The sequence below is a fragment of the Mycobacterium asiaticum genome (assembly GCF_001673315.1).
Taxonomy (GTDB): Bacteria; Actinomycetota; Actinomycetes; order Mycobacteriales; family Mycobacteriaceae; genus Mycobacterium; species Mycobacterium asiaticum_B.
In genome coordinates this window covers 68,684-91,896 of sequence record NZ_LZLQ01000038.1, presented here as the reverse complement: position 1 = coordinate 91,896, position 23,213 = coordinate 68,684, and the positions used below count along the sequence as shown (strand labels likewise).

Genomic DNA, 23,213 nt, shown 5'->3' with positions numbered 1-23,213 from the left:
TGTGAAAACATCGCACCCAGGCTCGGTGCGATGCTGGACGGCCCCTAGGGAGTGGAAATCACGATGACGGATGTCGATCGACCAACCTCTGGCCCGACGACGGCGACCGGCCACCTGGTGGAACCCGCCCGCACTGGTATGCAGGCGCCGGCGCTGCAGCGGGCAATCGCCGACCATCTGCGCTATTCCATCGGTCGCCCCGCCGCAGCGCTGCGGCCCGAGCATTACTACCGAGCGCTCGCGCTGGCAGTGCGAGACCGTATGCAGGACCGGCGGGTGGCGTCCACCCAGGTGTCCCTCGACCTTGGCCGCAAGGTGACCTGTTACCTGTCAGCCGAGTTCCTGATGGGTCCCCAACTCGGCAACAACCTGCTTAACCTGCGGATGGAACGAGCGGCACGGGAAGCGCTGGCGGCCATGGGCCAAAGTTACGACGAGGTGCTGGCGTGCGAGGAGGAACCCGGTCTGGGCAACGGCGGTCTCGGCCGCCTCGCCGCCTGCTACCTGGACTCGCTGGCCACCCTGGAGCGCCCGGCGATCGGCTATGGGATCCGTTACGAGTTCGGCATCTTCGACCAGGAGATTCACGACGGCTGGCAGGTCGAGCAGACCGACAACTGGCTGGACAGCGGAAACCCTTGGGAGATAGCCAAACCCGACGTCAATTACCTGGTCAAGTGGGGCGGCCACGTCGAGCACTACACCGACGACGCGGACGGGAAGGGGGCCCGGGACCGGTCCCGGTGGGTACCGGGTCTGATGCTCAAAGGCGTCGCGTATGACACGCCCATCCAGGGTTACGGCGTCAACACGTGCAACGTGCTGACGTTATGGAGTGCGCGAGCGGTGAAATCGTTTGCGCTCGAGGCGTTCAACACCGGCGACTATTACAAAGCGGTCGAGGACGAGGTGACCTCGGAGACGGTCACCAAGGTGCTCTATCCCAACGACGAGCCCGAGGCGGGCAAACGGCTCCGGCTGCTGCAACAGCACTTCTTCGTGTCCTGCTCGCTGCAACACGTTCTGCACATCATGGATGACCTGGCTGATGTCTCTGTGCGCGAGCTGCCCCAGCGGTTCGCCCTGCAGCTCAACGACACTCATCCCTCGATCGGGGTCGCCGAGTTGATGCGGCTACTGGTCGACGAGCGCCACCTCGATTGGGAGGAGGCCTGGAACATCACGGTCGCGACCTTCGCTTACACCAACCACACACTGCTGCCCGAGGCGTTGGAGACTTGGCCGTTGGAGATGTTCGGTCAGTCGCTACCCCGGCACCTCGAGATCATCTACGAAATCAACCGGCGCTTTCTCGACGAGGTCCGCGTCCGGTTCCTGGGCGACACGGACCGGGTCGGCCGGATGTCGCTGATCGGAGAGGACGGCGGTAAGAACGTTCGGATGGCGCACCTGGCCACCGTCGGCAGTCACGCCATCAACGGAGTTGCGGCATTGCACTCGGAATTGCTGAAAGACAGTGTGCTCAAGGACTTCTACGAGATGTGGCCGGAGCGATTCAGCAACAAGACCAACGGAGTGACGCCCCGTCGCTTCCTGGCGCTGGCCAACCCCGGCCTGCGGGAGCTGCTGGACCGCACCATCGGTGACGGCTGGCTGACAGATCTTGGGCGGTTGCGCGGGCTGGAGCAGTTCGTCGACAACTCGTCCTTCCGCGCGCAGTGGCGAGACATCAAGCGCGGCAACAAAGCCCGCCTCGCATCCTTCATCCGCTCGGCGACCGGTGTGGAACTGAATCCGGACTGGATCTTCGACATCCAGGTCAAGCGAATTCACGAGTACAAGCGCCAGCATCTCAATGTCCTGCACATCATTGCGCTGTACTACCGGCTCAAGCAGAACCCTCAATTGACAATCCCGCCGCGCGCCTTCATCTTTGGCGGCAAAGCAGCGCCCGGCTATTTTATCGCCAAACGGATCATCAAGCTGATCAACGCCGTTGCCGAGACCATCAACGCCGACCCGCAGGTGAACCGGTTCCTCAAGGTCGCGTTCATTCCCAACTTCAACGTCCAGAACGCCCACATGATCTATCCGGCGGCTGATGTGTCAGAGCAGATTTCGACGGCGGGCAAGGAAGCGTCGGGCACCGGCAATATGAAGTTCATGATCAACGGCGCACTGACGGTCGGCACCCTCGACGGCGCCAACGTCGAGATACGCGAAGAGGCCGGGGCGGAGAACTTCTTCCTGTTCGGGATGACGGTGCAGGAGGTCGAAGCACTCAAGACGAGCGGGTACCGCCCCGGGGACTACATCGACAGCAACGACGAGCTGCGAGCGGTGCTCGATCTCATTGCCGGGGGGACCTTCTCGCACGGCGACCCCGAAGTGTTCCGGCCACTGGTGGACAATCTGCGATACCACGACCCATTCCTGGTGCTCGCCGACTTCGCGTCCTATGTGCAATGCCAGGAGCGGGTGAGCGCCGCATGGCAGGACCGGGAAGCCTGGACGAAGATGTCCATCCTGAATTCGGCACGTAGCGGCAAGTTTTCATCGGACCGTGCCATCGCCGAATACTGCGAGGATATCTGGCAGGTCTGGCCACTCACGGTGAAAATCTGATCCCGGAGCGGGAAAGCGTTGGGCGTTAACCGCCTTCGTGCGTGACGTACACCGTCACATACCCGATCGGGATGCCGGTCCGGGATGCGATGCATCTACGCGCCACCAGTTCGACCGCCGTCCGACGGCTGGCCCGGGTAACCTCACCCAATTCGGGGACCCGGATCATCCATCCTTCGGCGTCGCGAGTCACTTCGATGTCGAAGCACTGACCGACCGCCAGGCAATGAACGCGACGAGGGAACCGCTGTGCACGACCGCTGCGCAACGAATGTGAGCGACGCAGTGTGGGCTGGATAGGCATCTGGATAGGCATGGTGTATTCCTGAGTCGATGACGGACCGCGCGCAAGACTAATGCGGCGCGAGGCCAAAACCTAATCGCCGCGACCGAAGAGCCGGAACTACCGGTCTATGCTTATGCCTCGCCACCTGCCGATTTAGTCACGAGGGAGGGCATCGTGCCGGTTGTTCTGGTGCATGGCAATCCGGAGACTGACGCGATCTGGGACCCGTTGGTCGGCGCTCTCGGACGTCGAGACGTGGTGCGGCTGTCACCGCCGGGGTTCGGTGCGCCGCTACCCGATGACTTTCCGGCTACCTACCTGGCCTACCGCGATTGGCTCGAGGCGGAGCTGGAACAGATAGCTGGACCCATCGACCTCGTCGGTCACGACTGGGGCGGGGGCCACGTCGTCAACGTGGTGATGCATCGACCCGAGCTGGTGCGCAGCTGGGCCAGCGACGTAGTCGGCCTCTTTGACCCCGAGTACGTCTGGCATGACATGGCCCAAATCTGGCAGACACCCGAAGCGGGCGAAGAGCTCGTCGAGACCATGATGGCGGGCACCGTTGAGGACCGCGCCGCACAGTTGGCGGGCCTTGGCATCACCCCCGACATTGCGGCGTCGCTCGCCGAGGCGCAGGGACCGGAGATGGGGCGAGCGATCCTGGTGCTCTACCGTTCGGCCCGGCAACCGGCGATCGCCGAGGCAGGTCAGGGCTTGGCGAACGCCGCCGTGCGACCCGGCTTGTCGATACTGGCCACCGAAGACCCCTACGTCGGCTCCGAGGAGATCCGCCGGCGCGCGGCAGCACGTGCCGGAGCTCGCACGGAAGTACTTGACGGGCTGGGGCATTGGTGGATGGTGCAGGACCCTGCCCGCGGAGCGGCGGTGCTGGACCGATTCTGGGCCATGCTCGACTGACCCGTTACGGGATTTGCTGGTCGTCGCGGTTTCGGGTGGCTTCGGCTTCCGAGCGACCCTTCCCGGCGGTCCGGCGGTGTTCGGTGGCAGCGTCGCTGTGCAGGTCGCTTTCGCTGTTAGGGTTCGCGCGTGCGGCCCACTCATGGCCCTCGGCTACCTGCTCGTTCAGCTCTGCGGCGCGATCGCTCGCGGCCGCGGATTGTTGGCCTGAATTCGACATGCCGTAACGAGTAGCCAGGCGGTGGAGTCCCAAACCGGCTCTCCGATCACACCGATAAATTGGCGATCATTGGTCTGGGACGCTAATTTCCTGGGGTGATGTTCTCAGCTGCTGGTGCAGTCACGCGATGGATCGCCCCTTTTCTTGCGGTTTCGGCGATTGCCTGTGTCGGTCTTCTCAGCGACTCGGCGCAGGTCGGCACCGCCTCGGCGGTGCGTTTGACTGCCGATGGCAACCCGCTGGCCGGCATGCCGTTTTACGTCAACCCCAACTCCGCGGCGATGCGCGCTGCCCAGCACGCCGACCCGCCGAGTCCGGAACTGAGTGCCATTGCCAACACGCCGCAGGCGTACTGGGTCGTCCCTGGCTCTTCGGCCGCCACCGTGGCCAAGTACACCGGCGACGCGGCGGCTGCCGGCGCCTTGCCGGTGTTCACGCTTTACGGGATCCCCCACCGCGACTGCGGCAGCTTCGCCGCGGGAGGATTCGGGTCGGCCGGACAATACCGAGGCTGGATCGACGGGATCGCTGCCGATCTCGGCTCTTCGCCGGCTGCGGTCATCGTCGAGCCCGACGCGCTCGCTATGGCCGACTGCCTGTCGGGTGACCAGCGACAAGAACGTTACGACTTGATTCGTTACGCCGTCGAGACGCTGACGCGCAACCCCAATGCGGCCGTTTACGTCGACGCCGGCCACTTGCGCTGGCACAGCGCCGAGGACATGGCCGGCAGGCTCAATCAGGCTGGTGTTGCCCGCGCCCGGGGCTTCAGTCTCAACACCGCGAACTTTTTCACCACTGACGACGAAATCGGTTACGGCGAAGCTATTTCTGGCCTCACCAACGGTTCGCACTACGTGATCGACACATCACGCAACGGAGTCGGGCCAGCTCCTGACTCCGCCCTCAACTGGTGCAACCCCGGCGGACGAGCGCTGGGCACTCCCCCGACGGCGGCTACCGCAGGTGCGCACGCCGACGCCTACCTATGGATCAAGCGTCCCGGTGAATCCGACGGGACCTGCGACAAGGGTGATCCGCCGGCTGGCACGTTCGTAAATCAGTTCGCGATCGATCTGGCCCGGAGATCGGGCTAGCCGTATCCCGCCGGCCTCCGGCAAGGCCGAACTTTTCCTAGCAGCCGTTGGGCATAAAAAGCTCGGCGGCGGGTAAACATACGCCTAATAGTCGCTTTGCAGATCCGGAGGGCTGCACAGTGAGGTGGGTACTCGGTGTGGTGGGCGCCGCGGCGGTGTTGGGGTCACTTTTTGGTCTGACACTGCCGTTGTCGCTGCAAGTCGTCGATCGGAGCGGAGCGCCGATTGCGTGTGGCACAGGCTTCAGTCCTGACCATGCCATCGCGGGCCGCGAGGACGGCGTTAATCGGGATCTATACAACACCTTTGGCGCACCGTACAGCGTCAGCGACTACACGGCTCAGTGCGACGCCGCCGTGGCAACGCGTCGCGGCATTTCGGGCTCGGTGCTGGGGTTCGGCGTCGGATTGCTGGGAGCTTCGGTGTTGGTGGCGTTTCGGGCAGCGGGCTACCTGCGCTTTTCCCGCCGACGCGATGGCTCCCGATGGACCAATGGGAGCTTTCGGCATAAGGCATGGGCAAGGCGATCCCGTGCGACGCGGTTACCGGGGCATGCGGAGCAACGGTTCGTTCGCAATACTCCGCCTGTGGCCATCCGCAATCGCGATGATCTGAATACGGCCCTGTGCAACATCGGCATCCGCGTTCAACACTGAAGCAGCTGCCAATGGTGGCTTACCCCGAGGGAGCACGAATGGGCCAGCCGCCGCCGATCGCAGTGCAAAACTTCTCGCACGTCTGCGTCGGTGTGTCAGACATGGACAAATCGCTGGCGTTCTATACCGCGGTACTGGGCATGGAGGTCGTGTTCGACGTGCAACTGGACGGCCCAGGACTGGATGCGGTGACCGGCGGGGCGGCAGGCAAGGGTCGTATGATCGGCGGGCTGATCGGCGGCGCTATGGTCGAGTTGCTGTTCCTGGGGCCCGTGCCGGCAGTTCCGAACGGCCCCCACGTGGGGTATACCAATATGTCGTTCCGCGTCGGCGATCTCGATGCCGCTTATAACGACATCCGGCGTCATCATCCCCAGGTTCCGGCTGACCCGCCTGTCGATATCGGTGGCGTACGCATGTTCTTCATCCACGACCCGGACGGCACCCCGATCGAGCTGATCGAACTGCCCGGCGGTGCGGTCACGACGGTAGAGCTCTGGCGGCAGGCTTAGCCGCTATCCATCGCCGACCGGCGCAGCAGCATTACGCAGCAGGATCACGTTGTCGAGTATTGCGGCCTGCTGACCTTCGGGCCCAGTGACAGCACGTTCGATGGACTCGACCCGGACGCGTTCCCACACCGTCACGTCAAGGTCGAGCGCTGCCAAAACCTCAGCGGCACTGGGAAAATAATGATCTTGATGTCCGGACCAGGGCGGTGCGGATCCGTGGTCGACGATTATTAGCAACCCACCAGGAGCGACTCTGTCTGCAGCATCCCGCAGCAGCGTCGTGCGATCTAGTGACAACTCCTGCGGTGCGTGCAGGAAATGCGCCGACACCAGATCGAAGGCACCGGCTGGCGCGCCATGCGATAAATCCCTGTGTACGAACTCGATTCGGTCCAGGACACCGTGTTCCTGTGCGTCCGCCCGGGCTCGTTGCAGCGCCACCTCAGAGACGTCGGTCGCTACGACCGACCAGCCGCGTTCGGCAAGCCACACGGCGTCGCCGCCTTCCCCACATCCCAGGTCGAGCGCCCGTCCCGGTGTCAACGTACGGGCTATCTCGGCGAGCCGGACGTTGACGCGACCATTCCACACGCGTGCCCTCGATTTGTAGAGCCGATCCCAGAATTCGCTTGTCATTTCAGCTGTTTCATGCGGCTGCATGCTCGCTCCCCCTCTCTGTGAACGTGGGCCATGGCGGCGTGGGTAATCCCACATCGCCGTTCAACAGGGCCTGTACGATCGCCGCACCCGCGAGTGAGCCACTGGACACCGCCGCCGCCACCTGCGGCATCTGGGCGGCGATGTCCCCTGCGGCGAAGACCCCGGGCACCGACGTGCGTTGGAAGGCATCAACGACGACGGCTTGGGTGGCTACCGGGCTCGCCGCGGAAACAACGACACCGAGTTGAGCGACAAGGGTGGAACACTGATGCATTGTGGTTTCCACCAGTGCGCCTGCCCGCGCTATGCGCGAGCCGTCGCGGAACACGATTGCCGCCAATTCACCCGCAAACGAACGAAATTCCGCGATGGGCCGCTCATCGACCGGCATCCCGGCCGTGTCGAGCAACCGATACTGTTCGGAATCGAACGCGGCGCGCCCGTTGGTGAGGATCACAATGTCGGCGCTCCAGCCGCGCAGAAGCAACGCGGAATGAATTGCCCGTTCACCATTTGCCACCACGGCCAGTGGTCGATCACGGACCTCCCATCCATGGCAGAACGGACAGTGAAATACCGACCGCCCCCATAGCTCGTCAAGGCCGGGGATGCGCGGCCAGCGATACTTCATGCCCGTGGCCAGCAGGACCGTACGGCTACGCTCGCGCCGTCCATCAGCGAGTTCCACGACGAAACCACTCTGGGCTCCAATGATTTCAGTGTCGAGGACGTCGACACTCGGATACTTGGCCAACTCGGTCCGCCCGACGGAATACAACTCGGTGGGCGGTCGCCCGTCGTGACCCAACAGACCACCGATTCCGTGGGAGCTTCGGTTGCTTTGTTCGCCTTGGTCGATGAGAAGGGTGCGGCGCCTGGCCCTGCCGAGTACCAACGCGGCGCTCAATCCCGCGGCGCCGCCGCCCGCGATGACGCAATCCCAGATATCACTCATGCCTGCGAGCTTGCCTGCGCCAGCACTAAATGCCAAACTAATTTGCCATGCAGGCAAACGACGATTCCGTCGACGCACGTGTCAGGCGGCGGCTGCGGGAGTTGCGGACCGAGCGCGGGCTGACATTGGAGGATGTTGCGACCCGCGCCCGCATCGATATCTCGACGCTGTCGCGATTGGAGTCTGGGAAGCGCCGACTAGCACTGGATCATCTGCCGCGGCTAGCCGAAGCGCTCTCGGTCAGCACCGACGAATTGCTGCGTGCTCCCGCCCGCCCAGACCCGCGTGTCCGCTCTGATGCATTCACCCGCGACGGCGTAACCTACTGGCCGCTGACGCGGCAGGGACCCGCCGGTGGATTACACGCCTACAAGATCAGGGTGGGCACACGCAGACGCAAACCCCCCGAACAACTTCCGGTTCACGAGGGTCAGGAATGGATGTACGTGTTGTCTGGACGGATTCGGTTACTGCTGGGGGAACAGGATTTCGTCATCAAACCTGGCGAAGCCGTCGAATTCTCGACATGGACGCCGCACTGGTTCGGCGTCGTCGATGAACCGGCGGAGGCCATAGCCATCTTTGGCCTGCACGGCGAGCGGGTTCACTTACATACCGGATGAAGCTCTCCGCGGGTCCTTCCAGCCGTCGACGCGGGAGTGTAACCCCTGATATCTCAACAACTTTCAGCTAACCCGAACCTTGGGCCCGCGAACAGCGTGACTGGCTCTACGGGTAGAACGGGTTCAGGTCCGGCGCGATGATCTGGTTGCCGGTCACGCCGGTGAGCCGGACAAAGATCTGCGCAGGGATATTTAGCGTCTGGTAGACGCCGGCGCCCAGCCATGACACCGGCAGCTTCAAGAAGTCGGGCACCGCATCGACGATGCCCTGGATCGGGTCGTACACCAGGTAGGGAATCGTGGCCGCGACCGTTCGCGAGTCGAGAATCAGGTTGGTCGGGACATCGGGGTAACCCTGGGCGGCGAAATCGGCGCTGAGCACGCTGAACAGGTTGGTGCCGGTGCCGGGGGGTGCAACAGCGGGATTGACATAGGTGCCGTCGAAGACGGGGGACGTCAGCGGCGCGCCCTGCATATACGCGGGCGGCTGAATGCCGAATTGATCCAAAATCGTTGGCGTCGTGCTGACTATCTGCCACGAGTTGTTGATCCACCCGTCATGGACGTCGTTGCCGGCTTGATCCCACATCATGAATGTCGCTGTCTCCAACGGGGATTGGAACCCGTGGCCGCGGTTGAACTGATTGGGATCGATGTGACCGTGGTCGGTGACGATTAGGGTGGTCCATTCCTCGCCGACGTGGGCGGCCTCATAGTCGGCTACCGCCCCCAATAGGCCACCAGTGCCTGCGGTTTGGTGACCGAGTTGTACGTCCATGTTCCGAAGGGCCGCGGCATACTCCGGGGAGGCGCCGCCGTATTGATGCCCCATTTCGTCGACACCGACGAAGTACGAGAAGATCAGATTGCCCTTATTCGGGTCCGCGGCCATGATCGCGGCCCGGCTCAACTGGGTGACCTCGGCCTGCGATGCGGTCCAGTAAGGGTCGTTCGCCGAGTGCCCGACGAATTGGACGTTGTCTGCGGGGAAGGCCCCTGCGCCGGCGATATCGGTGATGACGGGCCAGTTGCCGATGACTGTGGTGTTGATGTTGTCGCCGAAGGTGCCCTCGAGTTGGTTGTACACCGTCGGCCAATTGTCGTACGTCCACGGCGTGAAGACGTTGTTGGTCACGCCGGCGGTCTCGCTCCAGACACCGGTCTGGATGGTGGTCCACGAGGGGTTTGAGACGGAGGTGTGTCCCACGATCGTCGACGCGGAGGTGGTGCTCTGCTGCATGAACAGGTGGAAGTTCGGCGTGCCGGCGGGGTCGGCCAGGATTCTGCTCAGATTCGTGCCGTCGGTGCCGATCAACAGGAAATTCTCATCCGGTGCGGTGTTGATCAGGTTGAAGAGCGCGGTTGCGTCAGACGGCACGAACAGCACGTCTCCCGCTCCGAATCCGCCGCTGCCGTTGGCGCCGTTGGCGCCGAAGATGGACAGGGCGCGACCGCCGAGTCCACCGAACCCGTAGGTGATGGTGCCGACCCCTCCGGTACCGCCGGCGCCGCCATTGCCCCACAACAACCCGCCTGTGCCGCCGGCACCGCCGATCCCGCGGTTGATGCCGCCGGCACCGCCGATGCCGCCGTTGCCGATCAACCCGGCGTCGCCGCCCCGGCCACCCATTTGGCCGGGCGCACCCGACCCGCCCATTCCGCCATTGCCCCAGAGGATTCCGCCTGCGCCACCGGCTTGTCCGGTTCCGGCCACACCGTTGGTCCCGTCGCCGATCAAGGGGCGGCCCAACAGTAAGTTCGTCGGCGCATTGATCGCACCCAGAATTTGGTCGGCAACGACCTGGAGCTGACCGAGGTTGGCGGCCTCCGCGGCCGCATACGCTCCGCTGGCTCTACTCAACCCCTGCACGAATTGCTCTTGGACCGCTGCCAGCCGCACGCTGATCGCCTGGTACTCCTCGGCGTGGCCGGAAAACAGCGATGCAATCGCCGCCGACACTTCGTCACCAGCAGCGGCCATCAACGTGCTGGTCGGAGCCAACGCCGCCAGGTTCGCCGCTCTGATCGAGGAGGCAATATCCTCCGCACCCGCGGCCGCTGTCGTGATCAGGTCGGTTGTGGCGATTAGATACGACATCGTTGTCCTCCCAGCGCGGCAGTCTCGAACAGGCAAATATTTGCATGATTTCCGCACATTTACACGCAATTCACCGACGCGGGCGCGGCAATGCGGGCTGCCCCCGGCTCGGGACGCCTCGGGCCGCGACGCGGCGCCCGAAGGGCACCAATCGAGACGCACATAGACCGCACATCGGAGTCTTACGGAACCTGTACACGGCGACACTGGACCCCTGCCGTCGACGTATGTGACAAAGCATGGGTCTCACGCCTGGCAGCACGTCCCCCGCGGGATCGGGAATGACCCCCAATGACGGCCCGAACCCGCCGCTCACTCCGGCCGGTAAACCACACAGACCGATTTGGTATCAGCTACGACACACCACTTCTTTTAATCGAAATCGCGTAGTTAACATCGCGCGATGCAGGACCTGTCGTGGGATACGCGCCGGCGGCAAGCACGCCCCCTTGCCCGGCGTGATGTATTTCGGTGCGCCATCGCGATGTCGGTGCTGCCGGGGCTGTATCTGGCATCGGCAAACGCCGCGATCCCGACGGCGGCCGCCGCTGCTCCCAAGCTGATCGACTTCGCCATGCACCAAATTCCCGCTGAGCAGATCCGAGCCGCTGGCTACCACGGGGTGATCAACTACGTCTCGCTGTCGCGTCCCGGCTCGTCTTTCGGCGCCAAGCCGATCACTCGGCCCTACGCCGAGCAGCTGACTGCTGCGGGGCTGATGATCGTCAGCAACTACCAATACGGCAAGCCCGGTGGGACAGCACCATCGGACTTCAAGCGGGGGTTCGCCGGTGGTGTAGCCGATGCCCGCACCGCATGGAAGTTGCATACTGACGCCGGTGGCGGCCATAGCGCTCCGATCTTCTTCACCATCGACGAGGACATCAACCACGACACCTGGAAGACGTTGGCGCTGCAGTGGTTTCGTGGGATCAATTCGGTGTTGGGAGTGCAGCGCACCGGCGTCTACGGCGGCATCGATGTGTGCCAATGGGCCGCCGCCGACGGCGTGATCGGCAACTCGCGCACCCCTGGCCGCCGCTGGGCCTGGCAGACCAAGGCCTGGTCCGGGGACAGGATCGACCCCGCCGCGGTTCTCTACCAACGCGTGGTGAGCACGGCGTCGAACCCAGGCCCGAAAGTCGCGGGGCAAGAAGTCGACGTCAACGACATTCTTGCCGCGGATTGTGGTCAGTGGAACCTACATCCCTGAGGATGCAAGCTCGGATCCATACGGCCGGTTCAGCCCTACAACGCGTTGATCCAGTAGCTGGGCGCGGATACGCCGAAAATCGGGCTGGCGCCACGACCACGCCCGCCGCCTGTCGCCGGTGACGTGACCCATCACGTCGTGGGAGTTGAGAAGCTGGCCCCACCGGCGAGGGGCTGCAGGGCGGCCGGGGCGATGAGTTTCGCCTTGGCGGCCAGTCTGCATCTTCGACAGCACGCCAACTCCAGGAGAGCCTCATGACAGCTACCTATACCTTCGACGTCTTTTCCAGCCTCGACGGCTTCGGTGGCGTCAACGGCGGCGACTGGGGCGGCTACTGGGGCAAACAGGGACCCGAACTGCTCGACCACCGACTGGCGTTGTACAACGCGGAGCAGCGGATGGTATTGGGGGCCAACACATATCGACTATTCGCGCAGATGTTGGCCTCAGCCACCGAGGAATCTGAGGTGCGTGACCCGTGGGTCACCCGAATGCGGAGCCTCCCGGCGACGGTGGTGTCGAACACCCTGGATGGACCGCTTGACTGGCCCAACGCGACCGTCGCAAGCGGTGACGCCGTCGATGTCGTCGCCCGGCTCAAGAAGGAGTCCGACATTCCGATGCGCTCGCACGGCAGTCTGTCAATGAACCGCGCACTGATGGCCGCTGGACTGGTCGACCGCGTCCAGGTGACCCTCTTCCCCGTGATTACGGGTCAGACCGGCGATGACCCGATCTTCAAGGGAGCGGCCGATTTTGACCTCGAGTTGATCGAGGCCCGAACGCTCGACCGCCATATCCAAGAGCTCATTTACCGGCCCACTCTGCATGCCTGAGTCCACCAGGCGCACGTGAAGCAGCTCGCCTGATTGAACGCGTAAACGCGAACGCTGTGGATGAACCTTGGCGGCGGTCATCGCGCGATTCCTTTGCTCGAGCGACTTTTGTTCGGTCCCTCGAAGAATCACGCGATGACCCTCAGCGACCCCGCCACAAGAAGCCGGTCCTCAACTCGTGCACCACCTGGCGGATGAAACGGATTCCATTTGAATGAACATCAAATGTCCTGTCGCCGTTCAGAACCAGCTCATCGTCCTGTGCCGGTGGAAGACCTCCTAATTCACTGCTTGGAGGCCAACTTGTCCAGTGGCTACATCGGCGATTACCTCGCTGAGTAAGGCCCCCGCATAGTCATCGCTCGTCCGTACATACAGACACACCCGTTCGGTGTGCGCGCCGAAGCGGCGCTTTTCGATCTCAGCGTCCATACCCATCCTCAGTTTGCGAAATCCAAGGGAGCGCGCCCGACGGGTCCAGTGCAGGATCATGCTTCGGTAGATGTCGTGATCCCGCCACGCATCGTCCAATCCGCACAGGAATGGGGCGTAGGTGTCACCATGCTTGTGCGCGGCCCAGAACGCAACTGGCTTCCCACAACCACCGGCATCGGCGGCGATGCGCAAAACGCCTAACTCCCAAGCGGCACTACGAAGCATCGCGGGCAAGAGAGTGGTAGGCAGCCGGAACAGGTTGATGCGCAGCTTCTCTTCCATTTTTTCGAAAAGGCTGTGCAGGTGGCGTGTCTCTTCATCTGTCAATGTCGCGAGTCCGACTCCGTGGAAACTTATCTCGGTGGCCTTCACGTGCTCAAAAACCGGCCGCAGCTGATACCGCTTTTTCTTATCGAGCGCCGAGTACCAGGACGCCTCGTCCGCAGCGTCCAGCTCTAAGGTGTGCGCGTCGAGCATAGGCAGCCGAGACATACCCTCGTTCAGCAAGAACGCGTTCAAACTCGTATCTCCGTCGGGCAGGTCACGAAGAATGATCATTCCTGCACCGCTTCGATCCGCCTCTTCCTCAGCGGCAGCCAGAATCAAACTCAGTGCCGGCTCCCATGGACCACTTCGATCCAGGTAAATATGGTTACCCTCGGAAAGTGGGCAACCAGTCATTACCGCCGTGGAGGTGAGATAATACGGATCTGTTATGCGTCTCCTTTCTACCTCACGCGAGACTGCTTCATCTGACAGCATGTCGTCTTTCAAGAGAAGCGTGGTGAGAAATGTCGCGGCGATTATTCGCCCGGCTTTGTCCCGAATCATGATGTAGCGGAATTTCCAGCGGTGTTCGGGCAATGCATTCCCTGAGTGATAGATCGCCTCGACCGCCGCCATCGCATCCCAGCTGCAGTGCGCCGCTGCACCCAGCACGCTATCCCAATCGGAACGATCGACGTCTTGGATCGACATCGCAGTCTCGATTTGCAAGTCGCTGTCAATTGATGCCGCCCCGGTGGCGGCTTCGCGCGGAATCGCCGATGCGAAGCTATCTGCGAGTTGACTTTTCGAAACACCGCATTCGTCCAGGGTTGTGGAGATATGGACTGCAAGTCGCGCGATGGCCCGGTCAATCTCGGCATAAGTGTGCGCATTAGTGACGCTGAATCGAATGCCGGCCCGCTTCATCGGGACAGCTGGGAAAAATGATGGATTCACAAGAATCCCATCGTCAAGCATTCGCCGGGAGACCTCGAAAGCCACGCGAGAAAGACCGCATTGCAGGAAGAAGATCGGCGCTTCATTCACAACGACGGGACTCAGGCCAAGTTCAATAAGGCTCTTGTTGATATAGCTAACCCGGGCCCGCAGCGCTTTCTGCAGATCGGTGATCTCCGGACTGAGATGGATGCGGGCCGAGGCTCGCACAGCGCCCATCATCGGTGGCTGGATGGGTCCGCCGAACATCAGCGGCCCGCCACTGGTGCGGACGAGATCCAGTTCTGCGGGATCTTGAAATATGAGGCAGCCGCCGGCTGCGCCGAAGGCCTTGTTCAACGAGGTCGCAACGACGACCCGTTTATTATCTGGGAACCTGTCGAGGAAGCTACCGCGACCATGGCGCCCGGCCCAGGACATTCCGTGCGCGTCGTCGACGTAGAGCCGCACATTGGGTGCGCACGACAGCGCCTCCTGGAGGATCTCGACCGGTGCCAAGTCGCCGTACATCGAGTACACGCCGTCGACGCAGAGCCACACCGTCCGGTGCTTGTTGGCGAGTTGCCGAATGGTCTCGCACGCTTCGTCGAGACGGTCATGGCGCACCAACTCGACCCGGGTCCCGCTCGTTCTTGCCTGAGCTACCCCGACGTGGACGCTGTGGTGCGCCTGGTGATCCAGGACAATGGCATCCCTTTCGTCGGCCAGAATTGGAAGAGCGGCAATATGTCCCAATGTCGTGGTTGGGGTCAATAAGGCGTGTCCACCGAAAAGGTCGGAGAGGAGACTTTCGGCCTCCTCATAGAGCGGGTTTGAAATGTAAGAGCGAGAGCTTGAAAATTGTGTACCGTACCTTCCTGCCGCATCAACAACTGCGTCTATCAGCGCCTGATGGAACTCTAGCCCCAAGTACGAGCATGACGAGAAGGAGGTCACAGCCCGACCATCTAGGGTCAGGGATCGGCCATTAAGTTGTTTATCTTCACTATTGAGAAATATCAGGCCCCGTTGTCTGGCATCGTCGATGACATCCTTAATCATGCCGATCAGTTTGCTATCCATGCTCCATGCTCCTCAACGTCAATCATCATGAAATTGGGCTACACCGTCCACTTCAGAGACGCGCTCATTCTCCGGACCTCGGAATTAGTTGGTAGGCGACCTCATGAACCCGGTTTGTCAGGTGATTTCAATGCTTCATATATGCGACCCGGCGCGTTGGTTACACGCAGCGCTCGCGTGCTCGCCTGGCAGACCAACTACAGTTTCGATGGAATACATGTCACGGACGGGATCGCGGTCCGCCCCGACCGAGACGCACGATCGCAGCAATAGTCGCAATTAAGCCGCGATGCTCATAGATGCAAACTTCACAGAAAAAGTCCGCGAATTGTTGCACAGTGCACACCCGACAGAGCCGCCGCGGCACCTTCGCCTACCCAGGTCTCCCGCTGCGCGGCAACCGCGGTTCGCAGTACAGCGATCGCGGACACTGGTAATGAGCCAGCCGACTTCGGAGCCGCTCGCTCAGCTCGTCGACGAACTGTGTTGTGCCGCCGCATCGACTAGTTGAATTACGCGTGTATGTGTACGTCGTTCTCCGTCACGACGACGATCGTGTCCCCCGCCGTCAGCCCTTGGTCGGGCGTCACCTACCTGGTCTGCCAGGACGAGTCCCAGCGATCTATCGTCGCCACCTCGGATAACGGCTTGCGCCGCACGGTGTGGTGTCGGCCGCGTGGCCAACCCACCGTCAGCAGGGTCGCGATCTTCCAGTCGTCAGGAATTCCGACCATCGACCGCAGCTCGTCCTCGCAGGACCCGTGCCACAGGGTGATCGCCGCGCCAAGTCCTTGCGCGCGGGCCGCCAGGAGGAAGTTCTGCACCGCAGGAAAAATTGAACCCCCTTGCTGTAGTTCGGTGGTTCCTCGCTGCGGCTGGACACAGAACAGCACCAACACGGGCGCCGCGCCACCAACCCTCATGTGTTCGGCCATCGTTCGCAGTACGCGCGATTTGGGGTCGTCAGCGTCGTGATCATCCATCGATATCGAATAAAACTCGGTCATTACATCCCACGTCTTGCGGGCCGCAGCCGTGACCACCTCACGCAAGCTCTGCGCTCGCAGCACGACAAACTTCCACGGCTGCTGATTGCCTCCGGACGGAGCCCAGCTCGCCGCGCGGAGACATGTGTCAATGATTTCGTCGGAGACCGGTTCATCGCGATACCGCCGCACGCTTGATGCGGTGCGCATGACCTCCCACAGGTCCGCCGAGGTCAACGGGACAGCTTCCTCGCTCGCGACTTAGCCGCCCCGGGCAGCACGCCCTGCCAAGTCCCGCCGCGGACCGGACCGGTGATAAGCGGTAGATCCAGCGTCGACAAGAGACCCGGTGGCGCTGCGATGACTGCCGGAATCGCATTGAGTTCCCGCATCACCGTCGCATACGTCAAACCTCGCATATTGTTTCCCCGTCCGTGCATTTCGACGTCAACCGTGTACGTGGGTAGACCTTCGATGACGACGCGGTAACCGCCGTGCGGCGAGGGGTGCCGCGGCCACTCGGGAGCCGACCCTTCGCCCATGCGGGTGATGTGCTCTAGCACCACCCGCTCCTCACCGTCGACTTTTCCTGCGAGCTTGAATCGCATGCCGCCCATCGTCCCCGGCTCGACCCAACCTGATGCCACTTCGTAACGCTCTGTCGCCAACCATTTTTCGATGGTCGTATCGACGCGGTCGAGCGGCAAGCCGACGCCATCCGCAACTAAATGCACGATCGGCGCCCACAACGCGGCCAGGCGCGCGGTGTCGAACAACGGCGCCGGATGTTCTGGCGGGTGGCCGAATCCCATGAAATCGAACATGATGTCGGGTTGGTTGATCGGGCCGTAGTCGAGTATCTCGAGCATGGTGATGGTGTCGACGCGACTGCTGAATCCCGTCATGGTCAACGCCATGACATCGTTGGCCCAGCCGGGATCCACGCCGCTGTTGAAGAAACTCGTGCCGCCCTCCGCACACGCCGCCGAAATGAGATCGACAGTCTGCTTGTCGGCGGCGGGTGGATAACACATCGGCACCAGCGAGGTACAAACGACGTTCTTCCCGGCGCGCAGACAACGCGCGATGTCCTGGGCTGCGGCGTGATACCGGTAGTCCCCCGAGGCGAAGTAGGCGACCACGTCGGCATCGATAGCCAGAGCCGCATCGACATCACGGGTCGCGATGATGCCCGTCGCCGGCATCCCGCACAGATCGCCCGCATCCTTCGCGTCCTTGGCCTCGGAGTGCACGATCACGCCGACGAGGTCCAATCCCGGATGCGCGATCACCGCGCGCAACGCGCCGACCCCGACTTGACCCGGACCCCACAGGATTACCCGCGGCTTAGCTTGGCAGTCCGTCATGCAGGCCCTTCCCGGTTGATCTCATCCGGTCCGTGAGAACATACCTTCTCAGATATTGATAACACTATTGCCGCAGCAGAAGCACCATGGAGGAAGTCATGAGAGATTACGAGTTCTTGAAGTGGGAGGCGTTCGACGATGGCCAGATCGTTCGAATCTCGCTGAACCGTCCGGAGCAACGCAACGCGCAAAACCGCGGCATGTTGGTCGAACTCGACGAGGCCTTCACGCGCGCTGAGGCCGACGACAACGTCCGCGTCGTCATCCTCGCCGGCGAAGGACCAATGTTCTCGTCTGGCCATGACATCGGCTCGAAGCAGGCTCGTGCCGAGTTCACTCCTGGACCGGACCAGCACCCGACAGCGGCTATCAACGGCGGGAGCCGGGCGGGCGCGGAGAAAATCATGCTGCAGGAGTGGCATTACTTCTTCCAGAACAACCTGCGCTGGCGAAACCTGCGCAAGATCACGATCGCGCAGGTCCACGGAGACGTGTTCTCTGCGGGACTGATGCTGATCTGGGCGTGCGATTTGATCGTGGGAAGCGAAGAGGTGCGCTTCGCGGATGTCGTCGGTACGCGGCTTGGTATGTGCGGCATGGAGTACTTCGGCCACCCATGGGAGTTCGGCCCCCGACGCACCAAGGAACTGATGCTGACCGGCGATGCGATCGACATCGAGGAGGCTTATCGGCTTGGCATGGTCAGCAAGATCTTCAAAAGAGAGGAGCTATCCGACCGCACACTCGACATGGCCCGGCGCATCGCCACGGTGCCGACGATGGCCGCTCTGCTCATCAAGGAGTCGGTCAATCAGTCCGTGGACAACATGGGCTTTTACAACGCCCTGCAGTCCTGCTTCACCCTGCACCAGCTGAACCACTCGCACTGGGTAGGCGTGCGGGATGACAAGGGTGCCGTCGCCGGGGAGCAGCAGGGAGTGCCGAATTGGCGAACCGCTCCTCCGATAGTCCTGTCAGTCAAAGACCAAGTGCGAGCCAACGCGTAGTAGCCCGTTCAGCTCACCGCGGCCCCGTAGCGGGCGTTCGCGACGCGGTCGAGGGCGATGGCCGATTCTCCGAACACCATCGCCCAGCCCCGGACCCGGCGGTAGTACAGCTGGATGTCACCTTCCATGCTGAATCCGTACCCACCATGGATATGGAGGCTGCGCTGTGTCGCGCCGCGGGCAGTCTCGTATGCGAATGCGAATGCCATAGCTGCCAGCTCGGTCGTGCGCTCCGGCTCGTCGGTGAACGCGCACGCCGCCTCGAGCGCCAGCAACAGCGCACCGTCGGCCGCAGTGGCACGGTCCGCCAACGGATGAGACACCGCCTGAAAGGATCCGATCGGGTTCCCGAATGCGCGTCGTTGCTTGGCGTACTCGACGCCCAGTTCGACGGCCTTCTTCGCCGCCCCGGCGAGCGCCGAAGCGGTCAGGGCGAGCCACAGATCCAGTGCATCCGAGAACATTCGCCGTGCAGCGTCTCCCTCGGAAAGAATGACGACGTCGTCGTCGGCCGTGATATCGGCCAGCGGAAGCGACCCGAGATTCTGCACGAGCCGTCGATTTGCGCCAATCGGCACCGCAACCAGTCGCTCGTCGACCAGCGCCACCACCGCGTCCGCGACCGCTCCGGCGGGTACCAGCCGGAGTATGCGGTTCCGTGCGACGCGTGGCCCAAAACTGACCAACTTGTCACCCGTCATCGCTTCAGCCAGCAGACTCGCGCCGGCATCGCCACATGTGGCGAGCAACCTAGCTGCGACGTGCGCCTCGATGACGGGGGCGGAGGCGACCGCCCGACCGTATTGCTCAGCGATCAAGGCCAATTCGAGCTCGGATGCACCCCACCCGTCGGCGGCTTCTCCGACGGCCATCTGTACTGCACCGGTCTCTAGGAGTGCCTTCCACAACCGGGAATCGAAACCCAACGGCTCCGCAGCCCGGACACGCTCACACGTCGACTCGCGCGCATAAATCGCGGCAAAGGAGTCGACGAGCTGGCGCTGTTCGCCGGAAAGGCTCAAGTCCACGCTTAGGTCCCATCACGTGCGGATATCGTTACTCTCATAAATGAGAGTATCATTATCGCCCGGGCAGCCCATGCCTGCTGTGCGACAGATTGGTTCTCATCCATGCACTTTCAGCTCGACCCCGATACCGAGGCATACCGCGACGGAGTTCGCAGCTACCTTGCGAAAGTGATGACGCCCGAGTCCGAGGAGCGTATCTACCGCAGCGGCGTTTCACATGACGACGGTTTCGCCGACGGGCTGGTGAATGAAGGATATTTCGCCCCGAGCTGGGCGGCCGAATTCGGCGGCCAGAACCGCGATGCGTGGGACGAGCAGGTGCTTCGAGAAGAACTCATGCGAGCAGAAGCACCCATGTACCTGTCGGAGACCACTCGGATGGTGGCGTCGATCATCCGCGATGTCGGTACACCGGAGATGAAGGACCGCATCCTTCGCGGTGCTATGAAGGGCGATATCACCATCGCACTTGGCTTCACCGAGCCCGAATGCGGTTCGGATGTCGCGGCGGCGACCACGAAGGCCGTGCGCGACGGTGATCAATGGGTCATCAACGGCTCCAAGATGTTCACCACAAACGGTCACATCGCCGACTACGTGTTCCTACTGGCACGCACGAGTCCCGACAAGCCCAAACACAAGGGGCTCACCATGTTCCTCGTCCCCCGCAACTCCGCGGGATTCGAAGCGCAAGCGGTATGGACCCTTTCTGGCGAACGCACCAACATCACCTTTTACAGCGACGTCCGCATTTCAGACGAGTGGCGGGTCGGCGATGTCGACGACGGCTGGCAGGTGATGGGGCTGTCGCTGCAGGATGAGCACGCCTCCGGGTGGGGTCCGCATCTTTCTCGGCTGCTGCAGCATGCCGAGCAGTGGGCCGCGACCACCGAAGCTGACGACGGTACGCTGCAGCTCGCCAAGACCGATGTACGGCGTCGAATCGCCAGGGTGGCAATGGAAGACGAAGTCTCGAGACTCCTCCTGCGTCGATGCGTCTGGATGACCGAGACCGGCCAGACCCCGATAGCAGAGGGGCCGATGTCCAAAGTGTTCAGCACCGAAGCACTGGTGCGCGCCAGTCAGGACATTATGGAGCTGGTGGGACCGGATGCGGCGCGGAGCTACTTCGAGCCGACGGCGCCGGAGCAAGGCCGGTTCGAATACCTCACGCGGTTCGCATTGGGCACCACAATCTATGCGGGCACAAGCGAGGTGCAGCGCTCTATCATCGCCCAGCGCGGACTGGGCCTACCCCGTTAGCTTCCGAGGCTTGCGAGCCGTGCTTCGCTTCGCCGCGGTCTTAGCGGCAATGGTCTTCGGCTTGGCGGAATCTGCCGGTGGTGTGAGTGCTTGCTTGCACCAGGCCCATAACTGGTCCTCGGCAAGCCCTGCGCCCTTGACCCCCAGGTGGAACACTCCGATTTGGGCAAGTGCAATGAGCGTCGAGTTCAGCAGCGTGGTCAACTGCGCTGGTGTCAAGTCTTTTCGGATCAATCCGGCACGCGAGCATGCGGTGAGGATCTTGGTGAGCAGCTTCTGGTGCGGTTCCCAGATCTTCGCGAAGTCGGCAGGCCGCTCAATTTCCAGGCTCAGGTTGTAGATCGTCATCACTCGGCCGCCGATCGCCTCGGACGACTCGGCCCGGGACAGAAATCCGCGACAGAACGCCTCGAGTTGTTCCATAGGGCCATCTGCCATATCAACTTCATGGCGGATCGCTTCGATGAATTGACTCGTGACGTTCTCGTAAAGCGCGAGCAGGAGTTCTTCCTTGCCCGCAAAGTGTTGATAGAACGCGCGCAGGCTCAGGTTGGAGCGATCGATCAAAGTCTGGATGGTGAAATCGGCGCGCCCAGATTCCTCGACCAACTCCAGCGCCGCGGCAAGGAATCTCGAGCTACGCGCCAGCGCGCGGGCGCGGGCGGCGGAGAGACGCCGCTCTATCGTTCGTTCCTGCCAGCTCGTCGGCATCTCGTCGAGGTCGGCATCGACGATCTCCAGGCTGGCTTCGGTGCCCTGTCCGGGGCGCTTTTTAGCAGTCATGATGGATTGAGAATACGCGTTACCAGCCACATTCGCCCAATCTACCTACACCGGCATGTTGATCCTTTCATCGAAGCATGGCAGTACCGGGCTGGTGGTAGTGCGGCCATGCGATACTGTGGAAACGGCGATTCTCGTCTTCGGTAATGATGGTTTCGCAGGTGCAGGCCCGGCCATCGAAGGAGTCAGCGTTGAGCACAGACATCCGAATTGTCTCTCCAGACGACCATTTGGTTGAGCCCGCCGATCTGTGGACCAGCCGGCTACCTGAGCGCTATCGCGATATCGGACCACGGATTGTTCGTACCCGCGGGCGGATGGATCCATCTGTGACCTCCGATGTCGCTTTCGTCGAGGACGACGAGGGTCGCGACGCGGATATCTGGCACTACGAGGATGCGGTGATCCCGATCCCGCTCATCAGCGCGGCGGCCGGCTATGAGCTCGACGAGCTCACCACTGACCCGATCACCTACGACGAAATGCGCCCCGGTTGCTTTCGTCCCGCTGACCGGCTCGCCGATATGGACATCGCGGGCATCGAGGCTTCGGCGTGCTTCCCCAACACGCTGGTCCGGTTCTGCGGCCAACGCTTTCTGTACGGCAAGGACAAGGAACTCGCCAAGCTCTGCGTTCAGGCCTACAACGACTTTCAGATCGATGAGTGGGGCGGCGGTTCAAACGGTCGGCTGATCCCGCTTGGCATCATTCCGCTGTGGGACGTCGAACTGGCCGCGAAGGAGGTGGACAGGGTGGCCGCCCGCGGCATGCACGCAATTTGCTTCTCCGAACTGCCGGCACGTCTGAATCTGCCGTCCATTCACAGCGGCTACTGGGACCCGTTCTTCGCGGCGTGCGAGCGAAACCAGGTGGGCATCATGCTGCACATCGGGTCGAGTTCATCACTCACGAAGTCCTCTCCCGACTCCCCGCACGTCGTCACCAGCGCGCTGATGGCCGTCAACTGCACCATTGCCATGGTGGACTGGCTGTTCTCGGGCAAGCTCCGGCAATTCCCGAATCTCAAGCTCGCGTTCGCCGAGGCGCAAGCGGGCTGGATCCCCTACTACCTGCAGCGCGTCGACGAGGTCTGGGAGGACCGGCGGGCGTGGGGCGGGATCCACCCCCTGCTGACCGAACCACCGAGCACTCAAGTGCCCGGCCGCGTCTGGTTCTCCACGTTCGGCGACCCGGTGGCCTTCCGCATCCTCGACCTAGTCGGTGAAGACCAGCTCATGTTCGAGACGGACTACCCCCACAACGACACCAACTGGCCGCATAGCCTGGACGTCGCCAACAAGGCGACCGAAGGCCTGGACGAGGAGACCAAGCGAAAGGTGCTGTCCACTAACGCCAAAACGTTTTTCGGCATGGTGTAAGCCTCGCTAAGCGCTG

The 23,213-nt window shown here is 62.4% G+C and carries 21 protein-coding genes; 11 read left to right on the top strand and 10 right to left on the bottom strand.

The window, feature by feature from the left end; genetic code table 11:
• Window positions 1-63: 63 nt before the first annotated feature.
• A complete protein-coding gene (locus tag A5636_RS06840; RefSeq protein ID WP_081287643.1) occupies window positions 64-2,586 on the top strand; it encodes a glycogen/starch/alpha-glucan phosphorylase in 2,523 nt (840 codons plus the stop codon).
• Between the two features lie 25 nt (window positions 2,587-2,611).
• Here A5636_RS06840 and A5636_RS27710 read toward each other — a convergent pair whose 3' ends face one another.
• Window positions 2,612-2,755 carry a long chain fatty acid-CoA synthetase Faa4p gene (locus A5636_RS27710; RefSeq protein ID WP_155763670.1) on the bottom strand — a complete coding sequence of 48 codons (144 nt, stop codon included), beginning with the start codon at window positions 2,753-2,755 and terminating at the stop codon, window positions 2,612-2,614.
• Between the two features lie 291 nt (window positions 2,756-3,046).
• On the opposite strand from A5636_RS27710, the gene A5636_RS06830 reads away from it, so the two are divergent.
• A complete protein-coding gene (locus A5636_RS06830) occupies window positions 3,047-3,793 on the top strand; it encodes an alpha/beta fold hydrolase (protein WP_065157939.1) in 747 nt (248 codons plus the stop codon).
• A 4-nt stretch (window positions 3,794-3,797) separates the two neighbouring features.
• Here the strand turns inward: A5636_RS06830 and A5636_RS06825 are convergent, their stop codons facing one another.
• The gene (locus A5636_RS06825; protein WP_065157938.1) at window positions 3,798-4,013 is read right to left on the bottom strand and encodes a hypothetical protein; all 216 of its coding nucleotides are present in this window, start codon (window positions 4,011-4,013) and stop codon (window positions 3,798-3,800) included.
• A 95-nt stretch (window positions 4,014-4,108) separates the two neighbouring features.
• Between A5636_RS06825 and A5636_RS06820 the strand changes: the two genes are divergently transcribed.
• The 3 genes from A5636_RS06820 to A5636_RS06810 all read left to right on the top strand — a co-directional run bounded on the left by A5636_RS06820 (window position 4,109) and on the right by A5636_RS06810 (window position 6,278).
• Entirely contained in the window at window positions 4,109-5,110 is a 1,002-nt protein-coding gene (locus tag A5636_RS06820; RefSeq protein ID WP_065157937.1) for a glycoside hydrolase family 6 protein, read from the top strand.
• A gap of 119 nt (window positions 5,111-5,229) precedes the next feature.
• The gene (locus A5636_RS06815) at window positions 5,230-5,766 is read left to right on the top strand and encodes a hypothetical protein (RefSeq protein WP_065157936.1); all 537 of its coding nucleotides are present in this window, start codon (window positions 5,230-5,232) and stop codon (window positions 5,764-5,766) included.
• Window positions 5,767-5,804: 38 nt separating this feature from the next.
• On the top strand, window positions 5,805-6,278 hold the full coding sequence (locus A5636_RS06810; protein WP_081287642.1) for a VOC family protein: 474 nt from the start codon (window positions 5,805-5,807) through the stop codon (window positions 6,276-6,278).
• A 3-nt stretch (window positions 6,279-6,281) separates the two neighbouring features.
• Here A5636_RS06810 and A5636_RS06805 read toward each other — a convergent pair whose 3' ends face one another.
• Both A5636_RS06805 and A5636_RS06800 read right to left on the bottom strand, forming a co-directional pair.
• Entirely contained in the window at window positions 6,282-6,914 is a 633-nt protein-coding gene (locus tag A5636_RS06805; protein ID WP_081287639.1) for an SAM-dependent methyltransferase, read from the bottom strand.
• A gap of 10 nt (window positions 6,915-6,924) precedes the next feature.
• Entirely contained in the window at window positions 6,925-7,893 is a 969-nt protein-coding gene (locus tag A5636_RS06800; RefSeq protein ID WP_065157933.1) for an NAD(P)/FAD-dependent oxidoreductase, read from the bottom strand.
• 47 nt (window positions 7,894-7,940) lie between these two features.
• Here A5636_RS06800 and A5636_RS06795 point away from each other — a divergent pair, with 47 nt between their 5' ends.
• Window positions 7,941-8,516: a helix-turn-helix domain-containing protein gene (locus A5636_RS06795; RefSeq protein WP_065157932.1), complete on the top strand. Its 576-nt coding sequence runs from the start codon at window positions 7,941-7,943 to the stop codon at window positions 8,514-8,516.
• A gap of 106 nt (window positions 8,517-8,622) precedes the next feature.
• On the opposite strand, the gene A5636_RS06790 is transcribed toward A5636_RS06795, so the two are convergent.
• Window positions 8,623-10,614, bottom strand: a complete 1,992-nt coding sequence (locus tag A5636_RS06790) for a PE domain-containing protein (protein WP_065157931.1) — start codon at window positions 10,612-10,614, stop codon at window positions 8,623-8,625.
• Between the two features lie 403 nt (window positions 10,615-11,017).
• Between A5636_RS06790 and A5636_RS06785 the strand changes: the two genes are divergently transcribed.
• Both A5636_RS06785 and A5636_RS06780 read left to right on the top strand, forming a co-directional pair.
• Window positions 11,018-11,827 (top strand): DUF1906 domain-containing protein, encoded by an 810-nt coding sequence (locus tag A5636_RS06785; protein ID WP_065157930.1) that lies wholly within the window; start codon window positions 11,018-11,020, stop codon window positions 11,825-11,827.
• A gap of 254 nt (window positions 11,828-12,081) precedes the next feature.
• Complete coding sequence (locus tag A5636_RS06780; RefSeq protein ID WP_065157929.1) at window positions 12,082-12,663, top strand: dihydrofolate reductase family protein; 582 nt, start codon at window positions 12,082-12,084, stop codon at window positions 12,661-12,663.
• A 279-nt stretch (window positions 12,664-12,942) separates the two neighbouring features.
• Here A5636_RS06780 and A5636_RS06775 read toward each other — a convergent pair whose 3' ends face one another.
• From A5636_RS06775 to A5636_RS06765, 3 genes are all read right to left on the bottom strand, one after another.
• On the bottom strand, window positions 12,943-15,384 hold the full coding sequence (locus tag A5636_RS06775) for a bifunctional aminotransferase class I/II-fold pyridoxal phosphate-dependent enzyme/GNAT family N-acetyltransferase (protein WP_065157928.1): 2,442 nt from the start codon (window positions 15,382-15,384) through the stop codon (window positions 12,943-12,945).
• A gap of 590 nt (window positions 15,385-15,974) precedes the next feature.
• Complete coding sequence (locus A5636_RS06770) at window positions 15,975-16,580, bottom strand: nitroreductase family protein (protein WP_065157927.1); 606 nt, start codon at window positions 16,578-16,580, stop codon at window positions 15,975-15,977.
• 23 nt (window positions 16,581-16,603) lie between these two features.
• On the bottom strand, window positions 16,604-17,737 hold the full coding sequence (locus A5636_RS06765) for an NAD(P)H-dependent amine dehydrogenase family protein (RefSeq protein WP_065157926.1): 1,134 nt from the start codon (window positions 17,735-17,737) through the stop codon (window positions 16,604-16,606).
• Between the two features lie 98 nt (window positions 17,738-17,835).
• Here A5636_RS06765 and A5636_RS06760 point away from each other — a divergent pair, with 98 nt between their 5' ends.
• Window positions 17,836-18,744, top strand: a complete 909-nt coding sequence (locus A5636_RS06760) for an enoyl-CoA hydratase (RefSeq protein ID WP_065157955.1) — start codon at window positions 17,836-17,838, stop codon at window positions 18,742-18,744.
• An 8-nt stretch (window positions 18,745-18,752) separates the two neighbouring features.
• Here A5636_RS06760 and A5636_RS06755 read toward each other — a convergent pair whose 3' ends face one another.
• Window positions 18,753-19,772, bottom strand: a complete 1,020-nt coding sequence (locus A5636_RS06755; RefSeq protein ID WP_065157925.1) for an acyl-CoA dehydrogenase — start codon at window positions 19,770-19,772, stop codon at window positions 18,753-18,755.
• A gap of 102 nt (window positions 19,773-19,874) precedes the next feature.
• On the opposite strand from A5636_RS06755, the gene A5636_RS06750 reads away from it, so the two are divergent.
• On the top strand, window positions 19,875-21,035 hold the full coding sequence (locus A5636_RS06750; RefSeq protein WP_065157924.1) for an acyl-CoA dehydrogenase family protein: 1,161 nt from the start codon (window positions 19,875-19,877) through the stop codon (window positions 21,033-21,035).
• Here A5636_RS06750 and A5636_RS06745 read toward each other — a convergent pair.
• Window positions 21,024-21,818 (bottom strand): TetR/AcrR family transcriptional regulator, encoded by a 795-nt coding sequence (locus A5636_RS06745; RefSeq protein WP_065157923.1) that lies wholly within the window; start codon window positions 21,816-21,818, stop codon window positions 21,024-21,026. The two genes, A5636_RS06750 and A5636_RS06745, sit on opposite strands and share 12 nt — an antisense overlap.
• Window positions 21,819-22,009: 191 nt before the next feature.
• On the opposite strand from A5636_RS06745, the gene A5636_RS06740 reads away from it, so the two are divergent.
• Entirely contained in the window at window positions 22,010-23,197 is a 1,188-nt protein-coding gene (locus A5636_RS06740; protein WP_065157954.1) for an amidohydrolase family protein, read from the top strand.
• The last annotated feature ends 16 nt before the right edge of the window (window positions 23,198-23,213 follow it).